Source organism: Leucobacter sp. USHLN153 (assembly GCF_037145615.1).
In the GTDB taxonomy this organism is placed as follows: domain Bacteria; phylum Actinomycetota; class Actinomycetes; order Actinomycetales; family Microbacteriaceae; genus Leucobacter.
This window is the reverse complement of record NZ_JBBCXE010000001.1, coordinates 152,362-173,056: the sequence shown is the minus strand read 5'-3', so window position 1 is coordinate 173,056 and position 20,695 is coordinate 152,362. Positions and strand designations below refer to the sequence as shown.

Below are 20,695 nucleotides of genomic sequence, written 5' to 3'. Positions count from 1 at the left end.
AGACGCATGGAGCACGAATCGGGGAACGCCGCGGGCGAGCACACCGAGCAGGTCGAGTCGCAGGGCACGGAGACGGTCGAGACGGTCGCGACCATCATGGTCGAGGTGCGCGATACGGCCGGGGCCGGCGCCTCGCGCGGTGAGGTCGAGGAGATGTTGCGCGAGCGACTGAAGCGGGCCGGTGTCGAGCTACCCGAGTCGGAGATCGCCGGGCTCATGGAGCAGCTCGTCGAGGGCGACGAGCCGGCCGAGGGGTAGTCCCCGGGGACTGAAACCGTTCGCGACCCGTGCTCACATGAACGCGTCCGCGGTGTCGAACGCGGTGTCGAGCGTGCTCCCGGCGCTCTTCAAGAGAGCGGACGATACGCTGGCAGGATGAAACAGAAGCCGGGCCGCGCGTCGCGAGCATCTCGGTCCGACGAGCCGCGCGAGAGCGCGATCGCGAGCGGGTGGAGGGTCGAGGGATCGGCGGATCCCGCCGCGAGTGACGCCGCTGCCGTCGATCCCACCCTCGTGTCAGATGCTCCCGCGGTTGCCGCGGACGCAGCCGACGGAATCGTCGATGGTACTGGCCGCGAGGCGGATGAAACCACCGACGACGCCGCGACCGATCCGGCGGTCGAGCGTCAGCAGCTGTCGAACGGCGCGCTCGTCGCACTTGGCGTGTTCGGCGGACTCTACCTGCTCTACACCTGGGGCTGGTTCATCGTCGCGCAGGCGTACTCCTCCGTGAACTCAGTGACCGCCGCGGGCAGCGGCGCGATCGGCGGCGTGCTCCAGCAGATCATCTTCTGGGCGGCGCCGCTGGCCGCTCCGCTGTGGTTCTTCACAGCGCTCGCGTTCAGCAAGGGCGGCCGCACGAAGCGCTTGACGATCCTGCTCGCGGTGGGAGCGATCCTGCTCGTTCCGCTCCCCATGCTGATCGCGAGAGGAGCCTGAGCGATGGCGAAACGAATTCTCGCGTGGGCCGCGGGCCTGATTCTGGTGCTGCTGTACCTCTACGCCGTGGTCGCGGGCATCGGCAACTTCGTGGGCGTTGTCGGTCTGAGCGAGGCGCTCAGCACCGGCCTGAGCGCGTCGGGGCGCGTCTGGTTGATCGTGGGCGTCGCGATGCCGGCGGTCGTGCTGGTCGCCGCGCTGCTGTTCGGCCGGCGCCGCTCCGCGGGGGTGCGGATCCTGCTGCTCGCGGCCGGGGTCGCCCTCGTTGCGGCGTGGCAGATCGACCTCATGCACGTGATTCCCGAGTCGTCATATTTCGCATAGGAACGGCGCGGTGCCCGAGCGTCGGTAGACTGGTGCTCTGCGCCACCCGCGCGCAGTTTCCTCGCCACTGATCCGAAGGAACCGCTTGATGTCTGCGCCGGTCGTGCTGATCGCTGAACAACTTTCGCCCGCAACCATCGCCGCTCTCGGCCCCGACTTCGAGGTGGTGAACGTCGACGGCACCGACCGTGACGCGCTCCGCTCGGCGCTCGCCACCGCAGACGCGGTGCTCGTGCGCTCGGCGACCCAGATCGACGCCGAAGCGCTCTCATGGGCGCCGCAGCTGAAGGTCATCGCCCGCGCGGGCGTGGGCCTCGACAACGTCGACATCAAGGCCGCGACCCAGGCCGGCGTGATGGTCGTCAATGCGCCGACCTCGAACATCATCAGCGCGGCGGAGCTCACCGTCGCGCACATCCTGGGCCTCGCGCGCCATCTGCCGCGTGCCCACGCGTCGCTCTCGGCGGGGGAGTGGAAGCGCTCCTCCTTCACCGGCATCGAACTGTACGAGAAGACGGTCGGCATCATCGGCCTCGGTCGCATCGGTGCGCTGATCGCCGAGCGCCTGCGCGGCTTCGGCGTCGAGCTCATCGCGTACGACCCCTACGTGACGCCGGCCCGCGCGCAGCAGCTCGGTGTGCAGCTCGTGACGCTCGAGGAGCTCATCAGCCGCGTCGACTTCCTCACTATCCACATGCCACGCACGCCCGAGACGCTCGGCATGATCGGCGCGGAGCAGCTTCGCGCGATGAAGCCGACCGCCTACGTCGTGAACGTGGCTCGCGGTGGCCTGATCGACGAGGAGGCCCTTGCAGAGGCGCTGCAGAACGGCGAGATCGCGGGCGCGGCACTCGATGTGTTCATGAGCGAGCCGCCGGCCGACACCCGGCTGACGGGTCTCCCGAACGTGAACGTCACCCCGCACCTCGGCGCTTCGACCGATGAGGCGCAGGAGAAAGCCGGCGTTTCCGTCGCGAAGTCGGTGCGCCTCGCCCTCGCGGGCGACCTGGTGCCGGACGCCGTGAACGTCGCGGGCGGCGCGATCGACGAGTACGTGCGGCCGGGGCTTCCGCTCACCGAGAAGCTCGGACAGGTCTTCGCGGGCCTCGCGGGCGGCGCCATCGCCTCGCTCGACATCGAGGTGCACGGCGAGCTCGCCGAGCACAAGGTTGAGGCGCTGCGCCTCGCCGCGCTCAAGGGCGTGTTCTCGAAGATCGTCAGCGAGCCGGTCTCGTACGTGAACGCTCCGCTCCTCGCCGAGCAGCGCGACATCGAGGTGCGCTTCAGCGTCGATTCGGTCTCCGAGAGCTACCGCAACGTCATCACACTGCGCGGCGCGCTCTCCGACGGGTCCCAGATCTCGGTCTCGGGCACGCTGACGGGCCCGAAGCAGATCGAGAAGATCGTCGAGATCAACGGCTACGAGGTCGAGCTCCCGATCCCTGAGCACCTCATCGTCTTCAGCTACGTCGACCGCCCGGGTATCGTCGCGACGTTCGGCGGCGTGCTCGGCGACGCGGGCGTGAACATCGCGGGGTTGCAGATCGCGCGCGACGAGAAGCAGGGCACGGCGCTGTCGGTGCTCTCTGTCGATTCGCCGGTCGCGGACACGGTGATCAACTCGCTGCGCGAGGCGATCGGGGCGGATCAGCTGCACACGATCGACATCGACGCGCTCTGAGCGGCGACGCGCTCTAAGCGCGGGGCACGGCGCCCCTGGGCTCGGCGCTCCGCCGGTGCTCGACGCCCAACGGCGCGCCCGTATGAGAACGGCCCCTCCTCGGAGGGGTCGTTCTCGTTTTCGAGCCTTGCGGCGCTCGGCGCGACGAGCGGGGACCGCTCGTCGGATCCTGCGCCTTACTCAGTGCAATGTCGGGGGCGAATGCTACTCTGAGTGAGCGGGTGCATGCCCGTGACAATGAAGAACCGAGCACGTCGGCAGGCGGGCTGGTCTTCGGTGGTGGATCCCTCTGGCCCGTGTCGGCGCAGGGTGGTCGTCTACTGAACATCAGCTCCCGCGGTCGCCGCAGCACTGGCTCGTCTCACCCCGGGACTGTCGGCCGCGTGCTCTCGTCAGTAAGGAGAGCCCGTGGAGGGTCCTGAAATCAAGTTCGCCGAGGCCGTTCTCGACAACGGCAAGTTCGGTAAGCGCACCATCCGTTTCGAGGCCGGTCGCCTCGCGCAGCAGGCGCAGGGCGCCGTCGCTGCGTACCTCGACGAGGAGACCATGCTCCTCTCGGCGACCAGCGCGTCGAAGCACCCGAAGGATCACTTCGACTTCTTCCCGCTCACGGTCGACGTCGAAGAGCGCTCGTACGCTGCGGGCAAGATCCCCGGCTCGTTCTTCCGCCGCGAGGGGCGCCCCTCGACGGAGGCGATCCTCGTCTGCCGTCTGATCGACCGTCCGCTGCGTCCGTCGTTCGTCGACGGCCTGCGTAACGAGGTCCAGATCGTCGTCACCGTGCTGTCGATCGCACCGGGCGAGTTCTACGACGCGCTCGCGATCAACGCCGCATCGATGTCGACCCAGATTTCGGGTCTGCCGTTCTCCGGCCCGATCGCCGGCGTGCGTCTCGCGCTCATCGGCGACCAGTGGGTCGCGTTCCCGAATGAGGAGCAGCTCAAAGACGCCGTCTTCGATCTGATGGTCGCCGGCCGCGTGGTCACCAAGGCCGACGGTTCCGAAGACGTCGCGATCATGATGGTCGAGGCCGAGGCCACCGAGGGTTCGTGGAACCTCATCAAGGCCGGCGCGACGAAGCCCGACGAGGCTGTCGTCGCGCAGGGCCTCGAGGCGGCGAAGCCGTTCCTCACGCAGCTCGTGAAAGCGCAGGAGGCGCTCGCAGCGCAGTCGGCGAAGGAGGTGCAGGAGTACCCCGTGTTCCTGCCCTACACCGACGAGACCTACGCCGCTGTCGCCGAGCTCGCCGAGAGCGAGCTCTCGAGCATTTACCAGATCGCCGACAAGCAGGAGCGCCAGGACGCCGACGACGCGCTGAAGTCGCGCGTCAAGGAGGCCATCGCGGCGAAGGTCGCGGCTGGCGAGCTGCCGGCTGAGGCCGAGGGCCAGGTCTCGGGTGCGTACAAGTCGGTCACGAAGAAGATCGTGCGCGGCCGCATCCTCAGCGAGGGCGCCCGCATCGACGGCCGTGGTCTGCGCGACATCCGTGCGCTCGACGCCGAGGTCCAGGTGATCCCGCGCGTGCACGGTTCGGCGATCTTCCAGCGCGGAGAGACCCAGATCCTGGGCGTGTCCACGCTGAACATGCTGAAGATGGAGCAGCAGATCGATTCGCTGTCGCCCACGACATCGAAGCGCTACATGCACCACTACAACTTCCCGCCGTACTCGACCGGTGAGACCGGCCGCGTGGGCAGCCCGAAGCGCCGAGAGATCGGCCACGGCTTCCTCGCCGAGCGTGCGCTCGTGCCGGTGCTTCCGGCGCGAGAGGAGTTCCCGTACGCGATCCGCCAGGTGTCCGAGGCTCTCGGTTCCAACGGCTCCACCTCGATGGGCTCGGTGTGCGCCTCGACGCTGTCGCTGCTCAACGCGGGCGTGCCGCTGCGCGCTCCCGTCGCGGGCATCGCGATGGGCCTCGTGTCCGACGAGGTTGACGGCGAGACGCGCTACGCGACCCTCACCGACATCCTGGGCGCCGAGGACGCGCTCGGCGATATGGACTTCAAGGTCGCCGGTACCTCGGAGTTCGTGACCGCGCTGCAGCTCGACACCAAGCTCGATGGCATCCCCTCGGATGTGCTCGCGGGCGCGCTGTCGCAGGCGAAGGAGGCTCGCACCACGATCCTCGACGTGCTGTCGCAGGCGATCGACACGCCGGACGAGATGGCGCCGACCGCGCCTCGCGTCATCAGCGTGCAGATCCCGGTCGACAAGATCGGCGAGCTGATCGGGCCCAAGGGCAAGACGATCAACGGCATCCAGGACGAGACCGGCGCCGACATCTCGATCGACGACGACGGCACCGTGTACATCGGTGCGGTCGACGGCCCCTCGGCCGAGGCCGCTCGCGCGCAGGTCAACGCGATCGCGAACCCGCAGAACCCCGAGGTGGGCGAGCAGTACCTGGGCACGGTCGTGAAGAACGCCGCGTTCGGTGCATTCGTCTCGCTGCTCCCGGGTAAGGACGGCCTGCTGCACATCTCCGAGGTGCGCAAGCTCGCCGGCGGCAAGCGCATCGAGAGCGTCGACGACGTGCTGTCGATCGGTCAGAAGATCCTCGTGAAGATTACGAAGGTCGACGATCGCGGCAAGCTCTCGCTCGAGCCCGTGATCGAGGAGCAGGCGGGCGAGGCTGAGGCCGCAGCTCCCGCCGACGCGGAGTAATCCTCCCGTCCCACTCCAGCGCCCGTCGCCCCGCATCTGCGGGTCGGCGGGCGCTGTTGCGTGCGCGCGCCTGGGAGCCGCCCCACCCCCTGCGATCCGGGTAACTTGCGACGCGTGTCGCTCGCGGCGGAGGCGCGACACGCGTCGCAACTTACCCCGTTCGCACGTGGGCAGCGCGCAGCCGCCAGGCCCTAGGCTGGAGCGTATGCTCGAACCCATTCAGCTGCCCCTCGACCAAGCCGAACTCACGGCCGACATGAGCGGCGGCCTCGTACGCCGTACCGTGCACCCGAGCGGGCTCCGCGTGCTCACGGAGCGAATGCCCGGCTCCCGCAGCGCGTCGATCGGTTTCTGGGTGGGCGTGGGCTCGCGAGACGAGCAGGCCGAGCGCGGGGACGCGCCGGGAAGCCTCGGGTCGACGCACTTCCTCGAGCACCTCCTCTTCAAGGGCACCCCGACGCGCGACGCGTTCACTATCGCGACGGAGTTCGATCGCATCGGCGCCGAGCACAACGCGCTGACCGCCAAGGAGTACACCTGCTACTACGCGAAGGTGCGCGACGCCGACCTCGACATCGCCGTGACGATGCTCTCCGATATGGTGGCGAACTCGGTGATCGACCCGGGCGAGTTCGAGACCGAGCGCGGCGTGATCCTCGAGGAGCTCGCGATGGCGGCCGACGATCTCGCCGACGTCGCGAACGAGCGCTTCTTCGAGGCGGTGCTCGGCGAGCAGCACCCGCTCGGGCGTCCGATCGGCGGCTGGCCCGAAACGATCCGCGAGGCCCGACGCGACGATGTGGATCGCCACTACCGCGACCGCTACGACCCCTCGACGCTCGTCGTCACGGCGGCGGGCGCGGTGGATCACGATCGCCTGGTCGAGCAGATCGTCAAGGCGCTGAACGCGTCTCCGGAGGAGCGCTGGCACACGGATCGTTCCGGCACGCCCGTTCGTCGCGCGCAGGCGGCGAGTGCGTCCGAAGGCGCGGCGGCGTCTGCGGGTTCGGCCGGCTCCGCCCAGGCAGAGATCGCGGGCACGGCACGCTCCGGCGATCCGCAGCTGCACGTCACCGAGCGTCCCTCGGAGCAGCTCAATCTCATGATCGGTACGCCCGGCTTCAGCGCGAACGATCCGCGCCGTTTCGCGTTCGGCATCATGAACTCGGTGCTCGGCGGCGGCATGTCGAGCCGGCTCTTCCAGGAGATCCGGGAGAAGCGCGGCCTCGCCTACACGGCCTACTCGTTCGGCGCGAGCTACTCGGACGCGGGGCTCTTCGCGATGTACGCGGGCTGCGCGCCCGAGAAAGCGGCGGAGGTCATCGAGCTCAGCAAGCTGGAGCTCGCACGCCTGGCCGACGATGCCATCGGCTCGGACGAGCACGAGCGCGCGCTCGGCCAGATCGCGGGTTCGACGGCGCTCGCGCTCGAGGACTCGGACACGCGCATGAGCCGCCTCGCCCGCGCCGAGCTCGGCAGCGGCGAACTCTACGACCTCGACACCTCGCTCGAGCGGTTCTCCGCGGTCACGGCGGAGGACATCCGCGAGGTGGCATCGCTCTTGGCCGCGCGCCCGCTCACGGTGGTGGCGGTGGGCGACGCCTCGCGATCCGCCCTCGCCGCGCGAGTCTGAAGCCGCGTCGCCGGTAGCCTAAACGTATGACGCATCGTGTAGCCGTTTCTGGTTCGACGGGTCGCCTGGGGCGGCTGGTCTGCGAGGTCGTGGAGGCGCATCCGCGGTTCGAACTGTCCGCGCGCCTCCGCAGCACCTCGCTCCCCGAGGAGGGCGCTGACGCCGACGTGCTGATCGACGTCAGCCGCCCCGACGCGTCGCCCGAGATCGTCGAGCGCGCGATTCTGCGCGGTCAGCAGGTGATCGTGGGAACCAGCGGCTGGTCCGCAGACCGGCTCGGGGAGCTCGAGCAGCGGCTCGCCGACGCACCTGACCGCGGGGTGATCGTTGTCCCGAACTTCTCTCTGGGCTCCGTGCTCGGCACGGCGCTCGCTCGCATCGCGGCGCCCTACTTCGACGCGGTCGAGGTGATCGAGGCGCATCACCCGGCAAAGGTCGATTCGCCGAGCGGCACCGCCGTGCGCACGGCCGAGCTGATGGCGGAGGCACGGGCCGGGCGCCCGGTCGACGCGCCCTTCGCCGAGCAGCCGGCGCGAGGGGAGCTCATCGCGGGAATCCCGGTGCACAGCCTGCGCCTCGCCGGCGTCGTCGCGAAGCAGGAGGTGCGCTTCGGCGGCCCGGGCGAGGTGCTGACGGTGACGCACGACACGCACTCGAATGAGGCATACCGAGCTGGCGTTCAAGCCGCGCTCGATGCGATCGTCGAGGCACGCGGACTCACGGTCGGTCTCGATGCGCTGCTTGGGATCGGCACGGCGCCCACCTCTCCCGCGGCGTCGGGCAGCGCAGCGTGAGCCCGCGCACCCGCGCCATTCTCGGCGTCACCATCATGAGCGCCGTGCTGGTGCTCTACTTCGTGCTGGCAGGCATTCGCGCCGTCGCGCTGCTGAGCTCGGGCGAAGCGGTCGCGATCGTCATGGGCGTCGCGATGCTCGTGCTGCCGATCATCGGTTTCTGGGCGCTGGTGCGCGAGCTCCTGTTCGGGAGTCGCGCGACGCAGCTGGCGGATCGCCTGGAGTCGGAGGGGCAGCTCCCCGATGAGCCCGTGGCGACGCACCCTTCCGGGCGGCCGGATCGGGCGGACGCCGACGCCGCTTTTCCGCGGTATCGCGACGAGGTCGAGGCCGATCCGGAGTCGTGGCGCGCGTGGATGCGTCTCGGCATTGTGTACGACGCGGCGGGGGATCGAAAGCGCGCGAGAGGCGCAATCCGACAAGCAATCGCCCTCGAACGGCAGGATCTTCGGCGATAACGCAAACCGATTCGTGCAACCGCGGTCGGCTGCATAGAATCGTTGCCCGGGCCGCCACGTCCGGAGACTTTCAGACGCGTGCATTGTTTGCCCCGCAGTCTGGAAAGGTGACATGTCGAAATACGATCTGCAGGCGCCGGAGCCCGCGACACGGACGCTCGATTCTCTGAGTGGTATCAGCAAGAAGGGGCTTCCCTCCGGCACGGTCGGCGTGCTCGGTGCGCTGGTCATCGGCATCTCCACGTGCGCGCCCGCGTACACGCTCACGGCCGCCGTCGGCCCCGCCGCGAGCGAGGTGGGTTACCAGACGCCCGCGATCTTCCTCATGGGCTTCATCCCGATGCTGCTGGTCGCGCTCGGGTACCGCGCCCTGAACTCCGCGATGCCGGACTCCGGCACGTCGTTCACCTGGGCGACGCGCGCGTTCGGGCCCTGGATCGGCTGGATGGCGGGCTGGGGGCTCGTCGCCGCTACCGTGCTCGTGCTCTCGAACCTGGCGGGCATCGCCGTCGAGTTCCTGTTCCAATCGATCAGCATTATGGTCGACAACCCGTCGATCGCGGACATCGCCGACAACAAGTTCATCAACATCCTCGTCTGCCTCGCCTTCATGGCGCTCGCGACGCTCATCTCGTACCGCGGCATGACCTCGACGAAGGTCTTCCAGTACATCACTGTGGTCTTCCAGATGCTCGTCATGGCGTGGTTCATCATCGCCATGTTCGTGGGAGCCGGTGACCCGACGAACGCCGAGGGCCGCACGCCCGAGCTGTCATGGTTCAACCCGTTCGAGGTGACCAGCTTCAGTGCTTTCGCAGCGGGCATCGCAGTCTCGATCTTCGTTTACTGGGGCTGGGACACCGTGCTCACCATGGGCGAGGAGACGAAGCCGTCGAAGGGGCGCCTGTCGACCGAGAGCAAGGCGGCGATGATCCTCGTCGCGATTCTCGTCGTGCTGTACGTGGGCACCGCGACCGCCACGGTCGCCTTCGCTGGCATCGGTGACGGCCCGACGGGCCTCGGCAACTCGGCCATCGTCGAGAACGTCTTCGCCGCCCTCGCGCATCCGGTCATGGGACCCGCCGCGATCCTGCTGTCGCTCGCCATTCTCGTGAGCGCCATGGCCTCGATCAACTCGACCGCGATCTCGCCCGCCCGCACGCTCCTCGCGATGTCGCACTACCGCGCGCTGCCCGCCGCCATCAAGCGCGTGCACCCGAAGTTCCAGTCGCCGCACGTGGCGCTCCTGCTGTCGTCGATCGTCGCCTCGGTGTTCTACGCAGTTATGCGCTTCATCAGTGAGGACGTGCTGTGGGACACGATCACCGCGCTCGGCATGATGGTGTGCTTCTACTACGGCATCACGGCGCTCGCGAGCCCGTGGTACTTCCGCAAGACCGCGGTGCGCGAGGGGCCCGGCTCCGTGATCTCGAAGATCGTGCTCCCGGGCATCGGCGGGCTGCTGCTGCTCATCGTCTTCGTGAAGACCACGATCGACGCGATGGACCCGGCGGCCGGTTCGGGAAGCAATATTGGGGGCGTTGGGCTCGTCGGCATCATCGGTGTCGCGGTGCTCGGGATCGGCGTGGTGCTGATGCTCGTGCAGGCCAAGGCCTCACCCGAGTTCTTCCGCGGTGAGGTGCTCGCACGAGTCGACGCCTCCTCCGACACCTCCGCGATGCCCGTCTTCAACGACGGTCTCGACGGCTAACGCGGGGGCGCCGTCGCACTGAGTGGTGACGGCGCCGGCGCGTCGATCCGCCGCACCTGCATGCGGGCGATATCTCCGCGCGCGTTTCTGTCGATCGCGAGGCGTATGATCGATCTCTGGTAGGCGGGGTGGAGAGAAGTATGCGCGTATGGGTGCGTGCGATTTGGACGCGGCAGAATGACCGGTCGATCGCGACTTTGGCGTACCTCGCGGCGGGCGCGCTGTTCGCGCTGCTGAACGGGACACTGTTTCTGCGGCACGGGAGTCATCGCCCAGACCTCTTCGCGATGGCCATCATCTGCATTCTGCTACTGGTGGTCGTTGCGATCGCAGGCCGGCGTTTCTCGACCTTTGCGGCCGGCGCGCTCATGATCGCCGCGTTTCTCCTCGTCGTGCCCGCGGTGCTGCTCGCACCCGATCGCCTCCGCGCTCTGAACACGGCGATGCTGTTCCCGCCGTTCTTCCTCTACCTCGTGTGGTTCTTCCCCATGTGGTTCGCGCGCCTGCTCGGGTATGCGTGGATCGGGCTGACCGATCTCTTCATCCTGCTGCAGTACGGATGGCAGATGTCGTCCGTGCTCATGACGCTCACCGTGACCGGGCTGCTGCTCGGCGAGGTGATTGGGCGGTTCCAACGGCGGCTGCACCGCGCGACGCTCACCGACCCGCTCTGCGACATCTGGAATGCGCGAGGATTCAGCCGCTTGCTCACCCGCGAGGTCGCAGCGTCGCAGCGCACCGGTCGACCGCTCACGATGCTGTTCATCGACCTCGACGATTTCAAACTCATCAACGACCGTCACGGTCACGCCGAGGGTGACCGGGCGCTTCAGCTGTTCGTGAAGAGCATGCAGGAGCAGTCGCGGCCGCAGGACGTGTTCGCGCGCTTCGGTGGCGACGAGTTCGCTCTGCTGCTGCTCGATGCCGACGCGGAGATCGCGCGTGGTATCGCCGAGCGACTGCACGACAAGATCCGGGTGCCCGGGTGGTCGTACGGCATCGCCGAGTGGCGGGCGGGGGAGACCGCTGAGGCCTTCATCGCGCGGGCCGATCTGGGGATGCTCGCGGCGAAGCGCGCACGCAAGGCGGATCGGCGCCAGCGCCTCGAAAGCCCCCGGTCTTCGGAGGCGGACTCACGGTAGACTCGTCGCCGTGAGTGCCAACGCGATCCCGACCCCGTACGAAGATCTGCTGCGCGACGTATTCGAGAACGGTGCGCCGAAATCGGATCGCACGGGGACCGGCACGCGGAGCCTGTTCGGTCGACAGATTCGCTTCGATCTCGCCGATTCGTTCCCGCTGATCACCACGAAGCGAGTGCACTTCAAGTCGGTCGCCGCCGAGCTGCTGTGGTTCTTGCGCGGCGAGGGCAACACGGCGTTTCTGAAGGAGCACGGCGTCACCATCTGGGATGAGTGGGCCGATGAGAATGGCGACCTGGGGCCCGTGTACGGCGTGCAGTGGCGCTCGTGGCCGACGCCCTCGGGCGAGCACATCGATCAGATCGCGAACGTCATCGAGCAGCTGCGGAGCAACCCGGACTCGCGCCGCATCATCGTCTCGGCCTGGAACGTCGCAGACCTCGACCAGATGGCGCTCGCGCCGTGCCACGCGTTCTTCCAGTTCTACGTCGCCGACGGCAAGCTGTCGTGCCAGCTCTACCAGCGCTCCGCCGACATGTTTCTCGGGGTGCCCTTCAACATCGCGTCGTACGCACTGCTCACCCTGATGGTGGCGCAGCAGACGGGACTCGAGCCCGGGGAGTTCATCTGGACCGGCGGTGACTGCCACATCTACGACAACCACGTCGAGCAGGTCGAGCGGCAGCTCGCTCGCGACCCGTACGCGTACCCGCAGATCGAGATCCGCAAGGCCGCCTCGATCTTCGACTACACGCTCGACGACTTCGAGGTCGTGGGCTACGAGCACCACCCGGGCATCAAGGCGCCCGTCGCGGTCTGAGCGAGTGATCGATGACGCGCGCTGAGGAGCTGCGACCGGAACTGGTGTCCGGTGTCGGCGAGGGGATCGGGATGATCTGGGCCGAGGCGCGGGGCGGCGCGATCGGTCGCGACGGCACGATGCCGTGGCGCCTCCCGGAGGATCTCGCGCACTTCAAGTCGACCACGTGGGGTGCGCCCGTGATCATGGGGCGGCGCACCTGGGAGTCGTTGCCTGAGCGGTTCCGTCCGTTGCCCGGCCGTGAGAACGTCGTTGTGACGGGGTCAGAGGGGTACGCGGCCGAGGGCGCGACTGTGGTGACGACGCTCGAGGAGGCGCTCGAGCGCACCCGCGGGAGCGTGCGCGAGGAGTACGAGGAGCACCTTGTTCGGTTAGCCGAGGACTCGGGGGCGACCTGCCAGGATCCCGGGGCGTGGCCTGCTCGGGCGGTCTGGATCATCGGCGGCGGACAGCTGTATCGGGCCGCGATGCCGATCGCTGACGAGCTCGTCGTGACGCGGATCGACCTCGACGTACCCGACGCCGACACCTTCGCGCCCGAGATCGGGCCGGAGTGGAATCTCGTCGGCCCGGGAGCCCCGCAGACCTCCGCGACCGGCCTCGGCTACCGCTTCGAGCGCTGGCTGCGTCGCTGAGTCGCGCGCCGCGTCCGCACGTGCGCGTCCGCGCTGCGTCCGCGCACGTGCGCGTCCGCGCTGCGTCCGCGCACATGCGGTCCGCGGTCGCTGCGAGCTGACCAGCGGCAAAGTCCTCTTTGTGCAGGCGAAGGATCCGGAACCCCTCATCGCGAGCGCGTTCGAGCCGCAGCTCGTCCCTCAGGTACTGCGCGCGATCCGTGCGATGTTGCTCGCCGTCGTACTCGACGATTCTGCGCTTACGACGATCGAGGCCGTCGAAACGTCCGATGAACGTTCCGTCCCGATCGAAGAGTTCTGCCTGCAACTCGAGAACGTCGATGCCCCTCCGGGCGAGCTCGAAGTGGGTGAGCGTCTCCATGCGGGACTCCGCGCCCACGCGCGCGACCCCGAGAGCGGCACGCAACTTTCGTACTCCGGGTCCGCTGGTGGTCGCGGCGAGTGCAACGAGATCAGAGTGGCTCACCAGCGGGGACTCGTTACGAGGGTCGCGCCACTTGATCAAGTGATCGGTGGCGACGACGAGTTCGCGGAATGGGAGCAATGGCGCGGATTGCAGCAGCGCGAGCTGCGGCGAGACGCAGGGGAGGGCGAAGCGCGGCGATTGCACGAGCGCGGGAGTGGGCGGCAGCGAAACGGTGTGGCCACGCACGCGGCTGGACCGCGCCCTCCCCTGGGGTCGTGGGATCGATACGTGGACGCTCGCTTCGCGTAACCGTATTGGTGCCCCGTGCAGCATGAGGGCCGTCGTGTGGCTGAAGAGTTCACCTCGCGCGGCGCGAAGGAGCGGCAGATAGTCACCGGCCGCGTGCTCCATCGCCGCGGAAAAGAACGCGTCGGGAGGTGGCTCAGCTCGAGCCCTGCGTACGCCCCGGTGCGGGCTCACGAGTGACCGGTGCCGCATGCGACGTCGGCTGACACCCGCAGCGGCGCCGTCGCTCACGGAGAACGGGAGGTGCTCGATGGTTGGCGGAAGCGGCCGAAGCGGCTGGGGCATGCAGTAAGTGTGCCCCGGCCGCGGGGCGGCACGGGCGTTATCCACAGGGGAACGCAGCGATGCGCCGTTGCGGGTGCCCGTGCGTTTCTGTGCACAAGTTATCGGCATGCGGCGGCAGCGTCGACGCGACGCGTGTGGCCGTTTCGCGCGACGGAAGCGGCCACAAGCGTCCCATGGGCGAAGGTGCGGTGTGGGCGAGCAGACGAGTAGCGTGCGAGCGGGTGCGAGGTCGCAGGGTCGGGGATCGGGCGCGGGGGAGGCGGGGATCGCGGGCGGGGGAGGCGGGGATCGCGGGCAGGGGAGGCGGGGATCGCGGGCAGGGGAGGCGGGGCGGATCAGCCGCACGGCGGCAGCCCGCGCGCTTTCCCCCGGGGAACGTCCGGTAGCCTAGTCTCGTGACGCACCCAGAGAATCCGTTCGGTCAGGTCCTTGTCGCGCTCATCACCCCTTTCCAGGCTGATGGCGAGGTCGATTGGGCCGCGACCGAGAAGCACATCGACGACTGCATCTCGAACGGCGCCGACGGCATCGTGGTCACCGGCACGACCGGTGAGACCAGCACGCTGACGGACCCCGAGAAGCTCAAGCTCGTCGAGGTCGCCAAGTCGGTCTCGGGCGGGCGCGCGAAGATCATCACCGGCGGCGGCTCGAACGAGACGGCGCACGCGATCGAGCTGTACCGCGCGAGCGAGAAGGCCGGAGCCGACGGCGTCATGATCGTCACGCCGTACTACAACAAGCCCACGCAGGCGGGGCTCCTCACGCACTTCCGCATGGTCGCCGACGCGACCGACCTGCCGGTGATCCTGTACGACATTCCCGGCCGCACGGGCGTGCCGATTAAGTACGAGACGATCCTGCGTCTCGCGAAGCACCCGAACATCCTCGCCGTGAAGGACGCCAAGGGCGACTTCAGCGAGGTGAGCCGCGTGCTCAACCAGACCGACCTCATGTACTTCTGCGGCGACGACGCGAATGTGCTCCCGCACCTTTCCATCGGGGCGACCGGGCTTATCGGCGTCACGGCGAACATCGCCGCGGCCCCGTATCGCACCATCATCGACGCGGTGAACGCGGGCGACTTGAACACGGCGAAGGCCGTGCATCAGCGGCTCGAACCGCTCGTCCGCGCCGTCATGACGCACGTGCCGGGCACGGTCGCCGCCAAGTACATTCTCCACGGCCTTGGCCGTATCAACAGCCCGCGCGTGCGGCTGCCCCTCGTCGGCCCGGAAGAGTGGGAGGCGGCGCTCATCGAAGACGAGCTCGCCCTCATCAAGGATTTCCCGGGCGTCGACCTCTCGAACTTCAGGCCGGACCGCAACGCGGCTGCCGGCGGTGCCCTGCCACAGATTGCAGGCACCACCCGTTAACAAACAGGAGGCCCAGTGCCCAACCCCGTAATCACCCCGCCCGCGCTCGAGCCGGGCACACTCCGCATCACGCCGCTCGGCGGGCTCGGAGAAGTAGGCCGCAATATGACGGTCTACGAGATCGACGGCAAGCTGCTCGTCGTGGACTGCGGCGTGCTCTTCCCCGAGGAGCACCAGCCCGGCGTGGATCTGATCCTGCCGGACATCTCGCAGATCGAGGATCGTCTCGGTGACATCGTCGCGGTCGTGCTCACGCACGGCCACGAGGACCACATCGGCGGCGTGCCCTACCTGCTCAAGCGTCGCGAAAACATTCCGCTGATCGGCTCCAAGCTGACCCTCGCCTTCGTCGAGGCGAAGTTGAAGGAGCACCGGATCCGCCCGGAGACCCGCGTGGTCGCCGAGGGCGATCGTCTCACTACCGGGCCCTTCGACCTCGAGTTCATCGCGGTGAACCACTCGATCCCCGACGCGCTGGCGGTCGCGATCCGCACCGACGCCGGCCTCGTGATCGGCACCGGCGACTTCAAGATGGACCAGCTGCCGCTCGACGGCCGCATCACCGACCTCCGCGCCTTCGCGCGACTCGGCGAGGAGGGCGTGGACCTCTTCATGACCGACTCGACGAACGCCGAGGTGCCGGGCTTCACCCCGCTCGAGAAGGACATCGGGCCCGTGCTCGAGCGCGTGATCGAGAAGGCGACCGGCAAGGTCGTGGTCGCCAGCTTCTCGAGCCACGTGCACCGCGTGCAGCAGGTGCTCGACGCCGCTCAGAAGAACGGCCGCCGCGTCGTGCTGCTCGGGCGCTCGATGGTCCGCAACATGAAGATCGCGTCGGACCTCGGCTACCTCGAGGTGCCGGAGGGCGTGCTCGTCGACCTCAAGAAGAGCGGCGACATCCCAGACCACCGCATCGTATACATGTCCACGGGATCGCAGGGCGAGCCCATGGCGGTGCTGAGCCGTATGGCGAACCAGGAGCACCAGGTCGAGATCGGCGAGGGCGACACCGTCATCCTCGCGTCGAGCCTGATTCCCGGCAACGAGAACTCGGTCTACCGCGTGATCAACGGCCTCATGAAGCTCGGCGCCAACGTTGTGCACAAGGGCAACGCGAAGGTGCACGTCTCCGGCCACGCCTCTGCGGGCGAGCTCATGTACTGCTACAACATCGTGCGCCCGAAGAACGTGATGCCGATCCACGGCGAGTACCGCCACCTGATCGCTAACGCCGGCGTCGCGATCGAGACGGGCGTGCCGCAGAACCGCACCATCATCGGTGAGAACGGTACCGTCGTGGATCTCGCCGATGGCGTCGCGCGCAAGGTGGGCCAGCTCGAGATCGACTTCATCTACGTCGACGGCAAGAGCGTCGGCCGCGTCACCGACGATGATCTGAGGGATCGCCGCACGCTCGCGGAAGAGGGCTTCATCTCGGTGATCACCGTGGTCGAAACCAGCCTCGGTCAGATCGTCTCGGGCCCCGAGGTGCACGCCAAGGGCGTCGCGGAGGACGATCGGGTGTTCGACACGATCACGCCGCAGATCGCCGACGCGCTCGAGAAGGCGATGCGCGAGGGCGTCACCGATCAGCACGCGCTGCAGCAGGTGACGCGACGCACGGTCGGCCGCTGGGTCGGCACGAAGCTGCGTCGCAAGTCGATGATCGTCCCCGTCGTGGTGGTGGTGTAGCCCCGTGGTTCACGCTACGGGCGACGCCGTCGCTCGGCTCGCCACCCCCGACGAGCGCACTGACTGGAACGCGCGCGTCGCGGCGAACCCCGGTGGGGGAGAGGTGTGGCAGGGCGCCGAGTACCTCGAGGTGAAGCGCATCCAGAACGGGTACCGCGATCTCGCGGTGATCGTCGAGCGCCCCGGCCGCGCTCCGCTCGCGGTCGGCGTGCTCGCCAAGCGCGTGCCCCTGCTCGGCAGCTGGTGGCACGTGCCCGCGGGGCCCGCGGGCGAGAGCGAGGCCGACGTGCTTGCGGCGTCCGCGGCGATCGCGGCGCTCGCGCGATCCCGAGGCGCGTTCCTCCTGAAGGTCGAGCCGCGACTCGCTCCGACCGCGATTCCCGCGTTCCATGCGGCGGGGTATCGCGACACGGTGCGGATCATCCCGAACCCGTCCACGATTCTCGTAGACGTTTCGGGCAGCGAGGACGAGGTGTTCGCGAGGCTCGGCAAGAAGGCGCGCAATGCGGTCAATCGCGCCGGCCGCGAAGGGATCGTGGTGACGCGCGTCGATCCGACTGACGAGAACTGCACCGCGCTGTACCGGCTGCTCGAAGAAACCGCGGAGGGTCGCTTCGTGCTGCGCTCCGAGGCGTACTATCGCGACTTCTGGCAGCGCTTCGCTGACGCAGGATCGGGCCAGATGTTCTTCGCGCACCGCGATGGGGCCCTCGTCGCCGGAGCCTACGCCATGGCGCTGGGCGAGAAGACGACGTACAAGGATGGCGCTTCGGTGCGCGCGAAGACCGCGTACGGCGCCTCGCACGCGCTGCAGTGGGAGGTGATCCGCTGGGCGAACGAGCGCGGCGCGCGCCTCCATGACCTCTGCGGCGCGCCGCCCGCCGACCGCGCGGACGACCGCGAGCACCCGCTCTTCGGCGTGGGCCAGTTCAAGCGTTCCTTCGCGCCCGAGATCACGGACTACGCGGGCGCGTTCGACCTCCCGCTCCGACCGCTCGCGTACCGCGTGTGGACCGCGATCGGCGATCGCCTCGCCCGCCGCGCCTCGCTCGCGATCCGGAAGGACCCGTACTACTAATGGCTGCCGGTCTCATCCGCGCGAGCGCGATCATGGCGTCCGGCACGATGGTGTCGCGCGTGCTCGGGCTCGCCAAGGCGGTGCTGCTCGCATACGCGATCGGTTCGGTCGGTGCGCGATCCGCCGATGCGTTTGCGAATGGCAACCTCCTGCCGAACACGGTCTATATGATCCTGCTCGGCGGCGTGCTGAACGCGGTGCTCGTGCCGCAGATCGTGAAGGCCGCGCACGGCAGCGATGGCGGCGCCGGGTACATCAACAAGATCCTGACCCTCGTGACGACCGCGCTCGTCGCGATCACCGCGCTCGCGATGGCGGCCGCCCCGTGGATCGTGCGCGTCACGGTGCAGGACTGGGGCGAGTCGCAGCTCGCGCTCGCCACGGCGTTCGCCTACTGGTGCATGCCGCAGGTGATCTTCTACGGCATCTACACCGTGATGGGCGAGGTGCTCAACGCGCGCAACCACTTCGGGCCCTTCACCTGGGCGCCCGTGCTCAACAACGTGATCGCGATCGCGGGCATTCTCATCTTCATGGGCGTGTTCGGCGCGGATCCGGAGGGGCGCCTCTCAGTGACCGGCTGGTCGCCCGGCATGATCGCGCTCCTCGGGGGCAGTGCGACGCTCGGGATCGCGGCGCAGGCCCTGATCCTCTTCGTATCGTGGCGGAAAGCCGGGATCCGCTTCCGCCCCGATTTCGCGTGGCGCGGCGTCGGCCTCGGCCACACGGCGCGGCTCGCGCTGTGGACGCTCGCGATGGTGATCGTGATGCAGCTCGGTGGCATCGTCACGAACCGCGTCGTCGCGATCGGCTCGGGCGAGGGGCCGTCGACGAGCGCGATGCAGAACGTGTGGCTGATCTTCATGATGCCGCACTCCGTGATCGCAGTGTCGCTCGCGACGGCCTATTTCACGCGCCTCTCGGAGTGGGGGCAGAGCGGCCGCATGGCGGAGTTCCGCACCGATCTCTCGGCATCGCTCCGGCAGATCGCGCTCGTGATGGTCTACGCGGCGGTGGTGCTCGTTCCGACGGCTCCCTTCATCGCGCGCGTCATTAACTTCGGCGCCACGATCGAGCAGGTCGACATGTTCGCCGAGGCGCTCGTCGCATACGCGGTCAGCCTCGCGGCCTACAGCTTCCTGTTCGTGGTGCAGCGCGCCTTCTACGCGCTCTCCGACACCCGCACGCCGTTCATCTTCACGACGATTCAGATGGTCCTCGTGGTCGCGCTCTCCCTCGTGCTTCAGTTCACCGTCGAGCCCCGCTACATCGGCTTCGGTTTCGCCGTCATATGGTCGTTCGCGACCGTCGTCGAGGCGATCATCGCGACCTGGCTGCTGCGGCGCCGACTCGGGTCCATCGACGGGCGCAGGATCGGGGGAAGCCTCGCCAAGTATCTCGTCGCGGCCCTGCCCGCGCTCATCATCGGGGTGCTCGCGACGCTCGGCGTGCGCGCGCTGCTGCCGGACTTCTCGGCCTGGCAGGCGGTGCCCCTGGCCGCGGTCGAGGCGGTCCTCGTCGGTATTGTCTATGTCGTCGTGCTGCGCCTGCTCCGTTCCGCCGAAATCACCGAGGTGCTCGGCACCCTCACCCGCAGATTCGGAAGGACCTCCTCGTGACCTCCCTCACCGTAACCCCGTGCACTGATCGTGCCGTCTGGGACTCGACCGTCCGCGGAATGGGCGGCCACCCGCTGCAGCTCTGGGGCTGGGGCGAGCTGAAGGCGGCGCACCGCTGGAGCGCCGAGCGGGTGCTGGTGCGTGATGGTGTCGGGCCCGATGCTCCGGTCGTCGGTGCGGCGCAGTTGCTGACGCGTGCGCTGCCGCGCCCGCTCGGCGGCTTCGTCTACGTGCCCCGCGGCCCGGTGCTCGCGCGGCGTGCGGGCGATGCGGCGTCGCCGGCGGCGGATCCCGCGCCCGGTGCCGTGGCTGACGCCGTGGCGGACTACGTGCAGCGCACCCGCCGCGCCGTGGCCGTCTCGATCGAGCCTGATGAAGACGCAGGGGAGTTTCCCCTGGCTGCCCGGTGGCGCGAGGCTGAGACGCCGGTGCTGCCCGCGCGCACGCTCATTCTCGACCTGCGGAAGTCGGAAGACGAGCTGCTCGGCGACATGGCGAAGAAGCACCGTCAGTACATTCGCAAGTCGGGCCGCGAGGAGTCGCTGCAGATCCGCCCCGTTGAGACGATCGAGCAGCTCGACGTGTGCCTCGAGGTGTACCGGGAGACGAGCGAGCGCGCCGATTTCGGACTGCACGAGGATTCGTACTACCACGACGCCTTCACGATGCTCGGCGACGATTCGCCCGTCTGGGCGGCGTACGTCGATGAGCGGCCCGTCGCGTTTCTGTTCATGGCGAAGTCGGATCGCACGGCCTTCGAGCTCTACGGCGGCATGGACGAGACAGGGCAGCGGCTCCGCGCGAACTACGCGCTGAAGTGGCACGTGATCCGCCACATGAAGTCGCTCGGGATCGAGCGCTACGACTTCGGCGGGCTCATCAACGACGGCGTGACCACGTTCAAGACCGGCTTCGCTTCGCACGAGAACCTGCTGGCGGGAAGCTGGGACCGGCCGGGGGCGGGGTACGCGCTGTGGACCAAGGGGCTGCCGCTCGCGAAGCGGGTCGTGCGGGCGCTGCGGCGGCGCTGAGCGGAGCGCGGCGGCGGCGCCGTTGCGGTCGTTGCAGTGACCTGGACGCGGCCGGCCGGTGGTGCCGGTGGCGCGCCGGAATCCCGCGGCATCGGAGCGTCAGC

General features: G+C 68.5%; 18 protein-coding genes. All 18 read left to right on the top strand.

Annotation, left to right across the window (positions count from 1 at the left end; genetic code table 11):
- Nucleotides 1-6: 6 nt before the first annotated feature.
- On the top strand, nt 7-258 hold the full coding sequence (locus WFH00_RS00755) for a hypothetical protein (RefSeq protein WP_336658630.1): 252 nt from the start codon (nt 7-9) through the stop codon (nt 256-258).
- A gap of 117 nt (nt 259-375) precedes the next feature.
- Nucleotides 376-939 carry a hypothetical protein gene (locus WFH00_RS00750; protein ID WP_336658629.1) on the top strand — a complete coding sequence of 188 codons (564 nt, stop codon included), beginning with the start codon at nt 376-378 and terminating at the stop codon, nt 937-939.
- Nucleotides 940-942: 3 nt separating this feature from the next.
- Nucleotides 943-1,263, top strand: coding sequence for a hypothetical protein (locus tag WFH00_RS00745; protein WP_336658628.1), 321 nt, complete (start codon nt 943-945; stop codon nt 1,261-1,263).
- Nucleotides 1,264-1,351: 88 nt separating this feature from the next.
- Nucleotides 1,352-2,944 carry a phosphoglycerate dehydrogenase gene (gene serA, locus WFH00_RS00740; protein WP_336658627.1) on the top strand — a complete coding sequence of 531 codons (1,593 nt, stop codon included), beginning with the start codon at nt 1,352-1,354 and terminating at the stop codon, nt 2,942-2,944.
- Nucleotides 2,945-3,352: 408 nt separating this feature from the next.
- The gene (locus WFH00_RS00735) at nt 3,353-5,608 is read left to right on the top strand and encodes a polyribonucleotide nucleotidyltransferase (RefSeq protein ID WP_336658626.1); all 2,256 of its coding nucleotides are present in this window, start codon (nt 3,353-3,355) and stop codon (nt 5,606-5,608) included.
- 205 nt (nt 5,609-5,813) lie between these two features.
- Nucleotides 5,814-7,241 carry a M16 family metallopeptidase gene (locus WFH00_RS00730; RefSeq protein WP_336658625.1) on the top strand — a complete coding sequence of 476 codons (1,428 nt, stop codon included), beginning with the start codon at nt 5,814-5,816 and terminating at the stop codon, nt 7,239-7,241.
- Between the two features lie 26 nt (nt 7,242-7,267).
- Nucleotides 7,268-8,035, top strand: a complete 768-nt coding sequence (gene dapB / locus WFH00_RS00725) for a 4-hydroxy-tetrahydrodipicolinate reductase (protein WP_336658624.1) — start codon at nt 7,268-7,270, stop codon at nt 8,033-8,035.
- Nucleotides 8,032-8,493 (top strand): hypothetical protein, encoded by a 462-nt coding sequence (locus WFH00_RS00720; protein ID WP_336658623.1) that lies wholly within the window; start codon nt 8,032-8,034, stop codon nt 8,491-8,493. The genes dapB and WFH00_RS00720 overlap by 4 nt, the downstream gene beginning before the upstream one ends.
- Nucleotides 8,494-8,605: 112 nt before the next feature.
- Nucleotides 8,606-10,204: an APC family permease gene (locus tag WFH00_RS00715; RefSeq protein ID WP_336658622.1), complete on the top strand. Its 1,599-nt coding sequence runs from the start codon at nt 8,606-8,608 to the stop codon at nt 10,202-10,204.
- Between the two features lie 140 nt (nt 10,205-10,344).
- Complete coding sequence (locus WFH00_RS00710; RefSeq protein WP_336658621.1) at nt 10,345-11,346, top strand: GGDEF domain-containing protein; 1,002 nt, start codon at nt 10,345-10,347, stop codon at nt 11,344-11,346.
- Nucleotides 11,347-11,356: 10 nt separating this feature from the next.
- Nucleotides 11,357-12,166, top strand: a complete 810-nt coding sequence (locus tag WFH00_RS00705) for a thymidylate synthase (RefSeq protein WP_336658620.1) — start codon at nt 11,357-11,359, stop codon at nt 12,164-12,166.
- Between the two features lie 11 nt (nt 12,167-12,177).
- A complete protein-coding gene (locus WFH00_RS00700; RefSeq protein WP_336658619.1) occupies nt 12,178-12,801 on the top strand; it encodes a dihydrofolate reductase in 624 nt (207 codons plus the stop codon).
- 121 nt (nt 12,802-12,922) lie between these two features.
- Nucleotides 12,923-13,516 carry a hypothetical protein gene (locus tag WFH00_RS00695; RefSeq protein WP_336658618.1) on the top strand — a complete coding sequence of 198 codons (594 nt, stop codon included), beginning with the start codon at nt 12,923-12,925 and terminating at the stop codon, nt 13,514-13,516.
- Between the two features lie 677 nt (nt 13,517-14,193).
- Nucleotides 14,194-15,171, top strand: coding sequence for a 4-hydroxy-tetrahydrodipicolinate synthase (dapA, locus tag WFH00_RS00690; RefSeq protein ID WP_336658616.1), 978 nt, complete (start codon nt 14,194-14,196; stop codon nt 15,169-15,171).
- Between the two features lie 15 nt (nt 15,172-15,186).
- Nucleotides 15,187-16,863, top strand: coding sequence for a ribonuclease J (locus WFH00_RS00685; protein WP_336658615.1), 1,677 nt, complete (start codon nt 15,187-15,189; stop codon nt 16,861-16,863).
- Between the two features lie 4 nt (nt 16,864-16,867).
- The gene (locus tag WFH00_RS00680; protein ID WP_336658613.1) at nt 16,868-17,941 is read left to right on the top strand and encodes a lipid II:glycine glycyltransferase FemX; all 1,074 of its coding nucleotides are present in this window, start codon (nt 16,868-16,870) and stop codon (nt 17,939-17,941) included.
- Entirely contained in the window at nt 17,941-19,560 is a 1,620-nt protein-coding gene (murJ, locus tag WFH00_RS00675; RefSeq protein WP_336658612.1) for a murein biosynthesis integral membrane protein MurJ, read from the top strand. Before WFH00_RS00680 ends, murJ begins: the two co-directional genes overlap by 1 nt.
- Complete coding sequence (locus WFH00_RS00670; protein WP_336658611.1) at nt 19,557-20,591, top strand: lipid II:glycine glycyltransferase FemX; 1,035 nt, start codon at nt 19,557-19,559, stop codon at nt 20,589-20,591. The genes murJ and WFH00_RS00670 overlap by 4 nt, the downstream gene beginning before the upstream one ends.
- Nucleotides 20,592-20,695 lie beyond the last annotated feature (104 nt).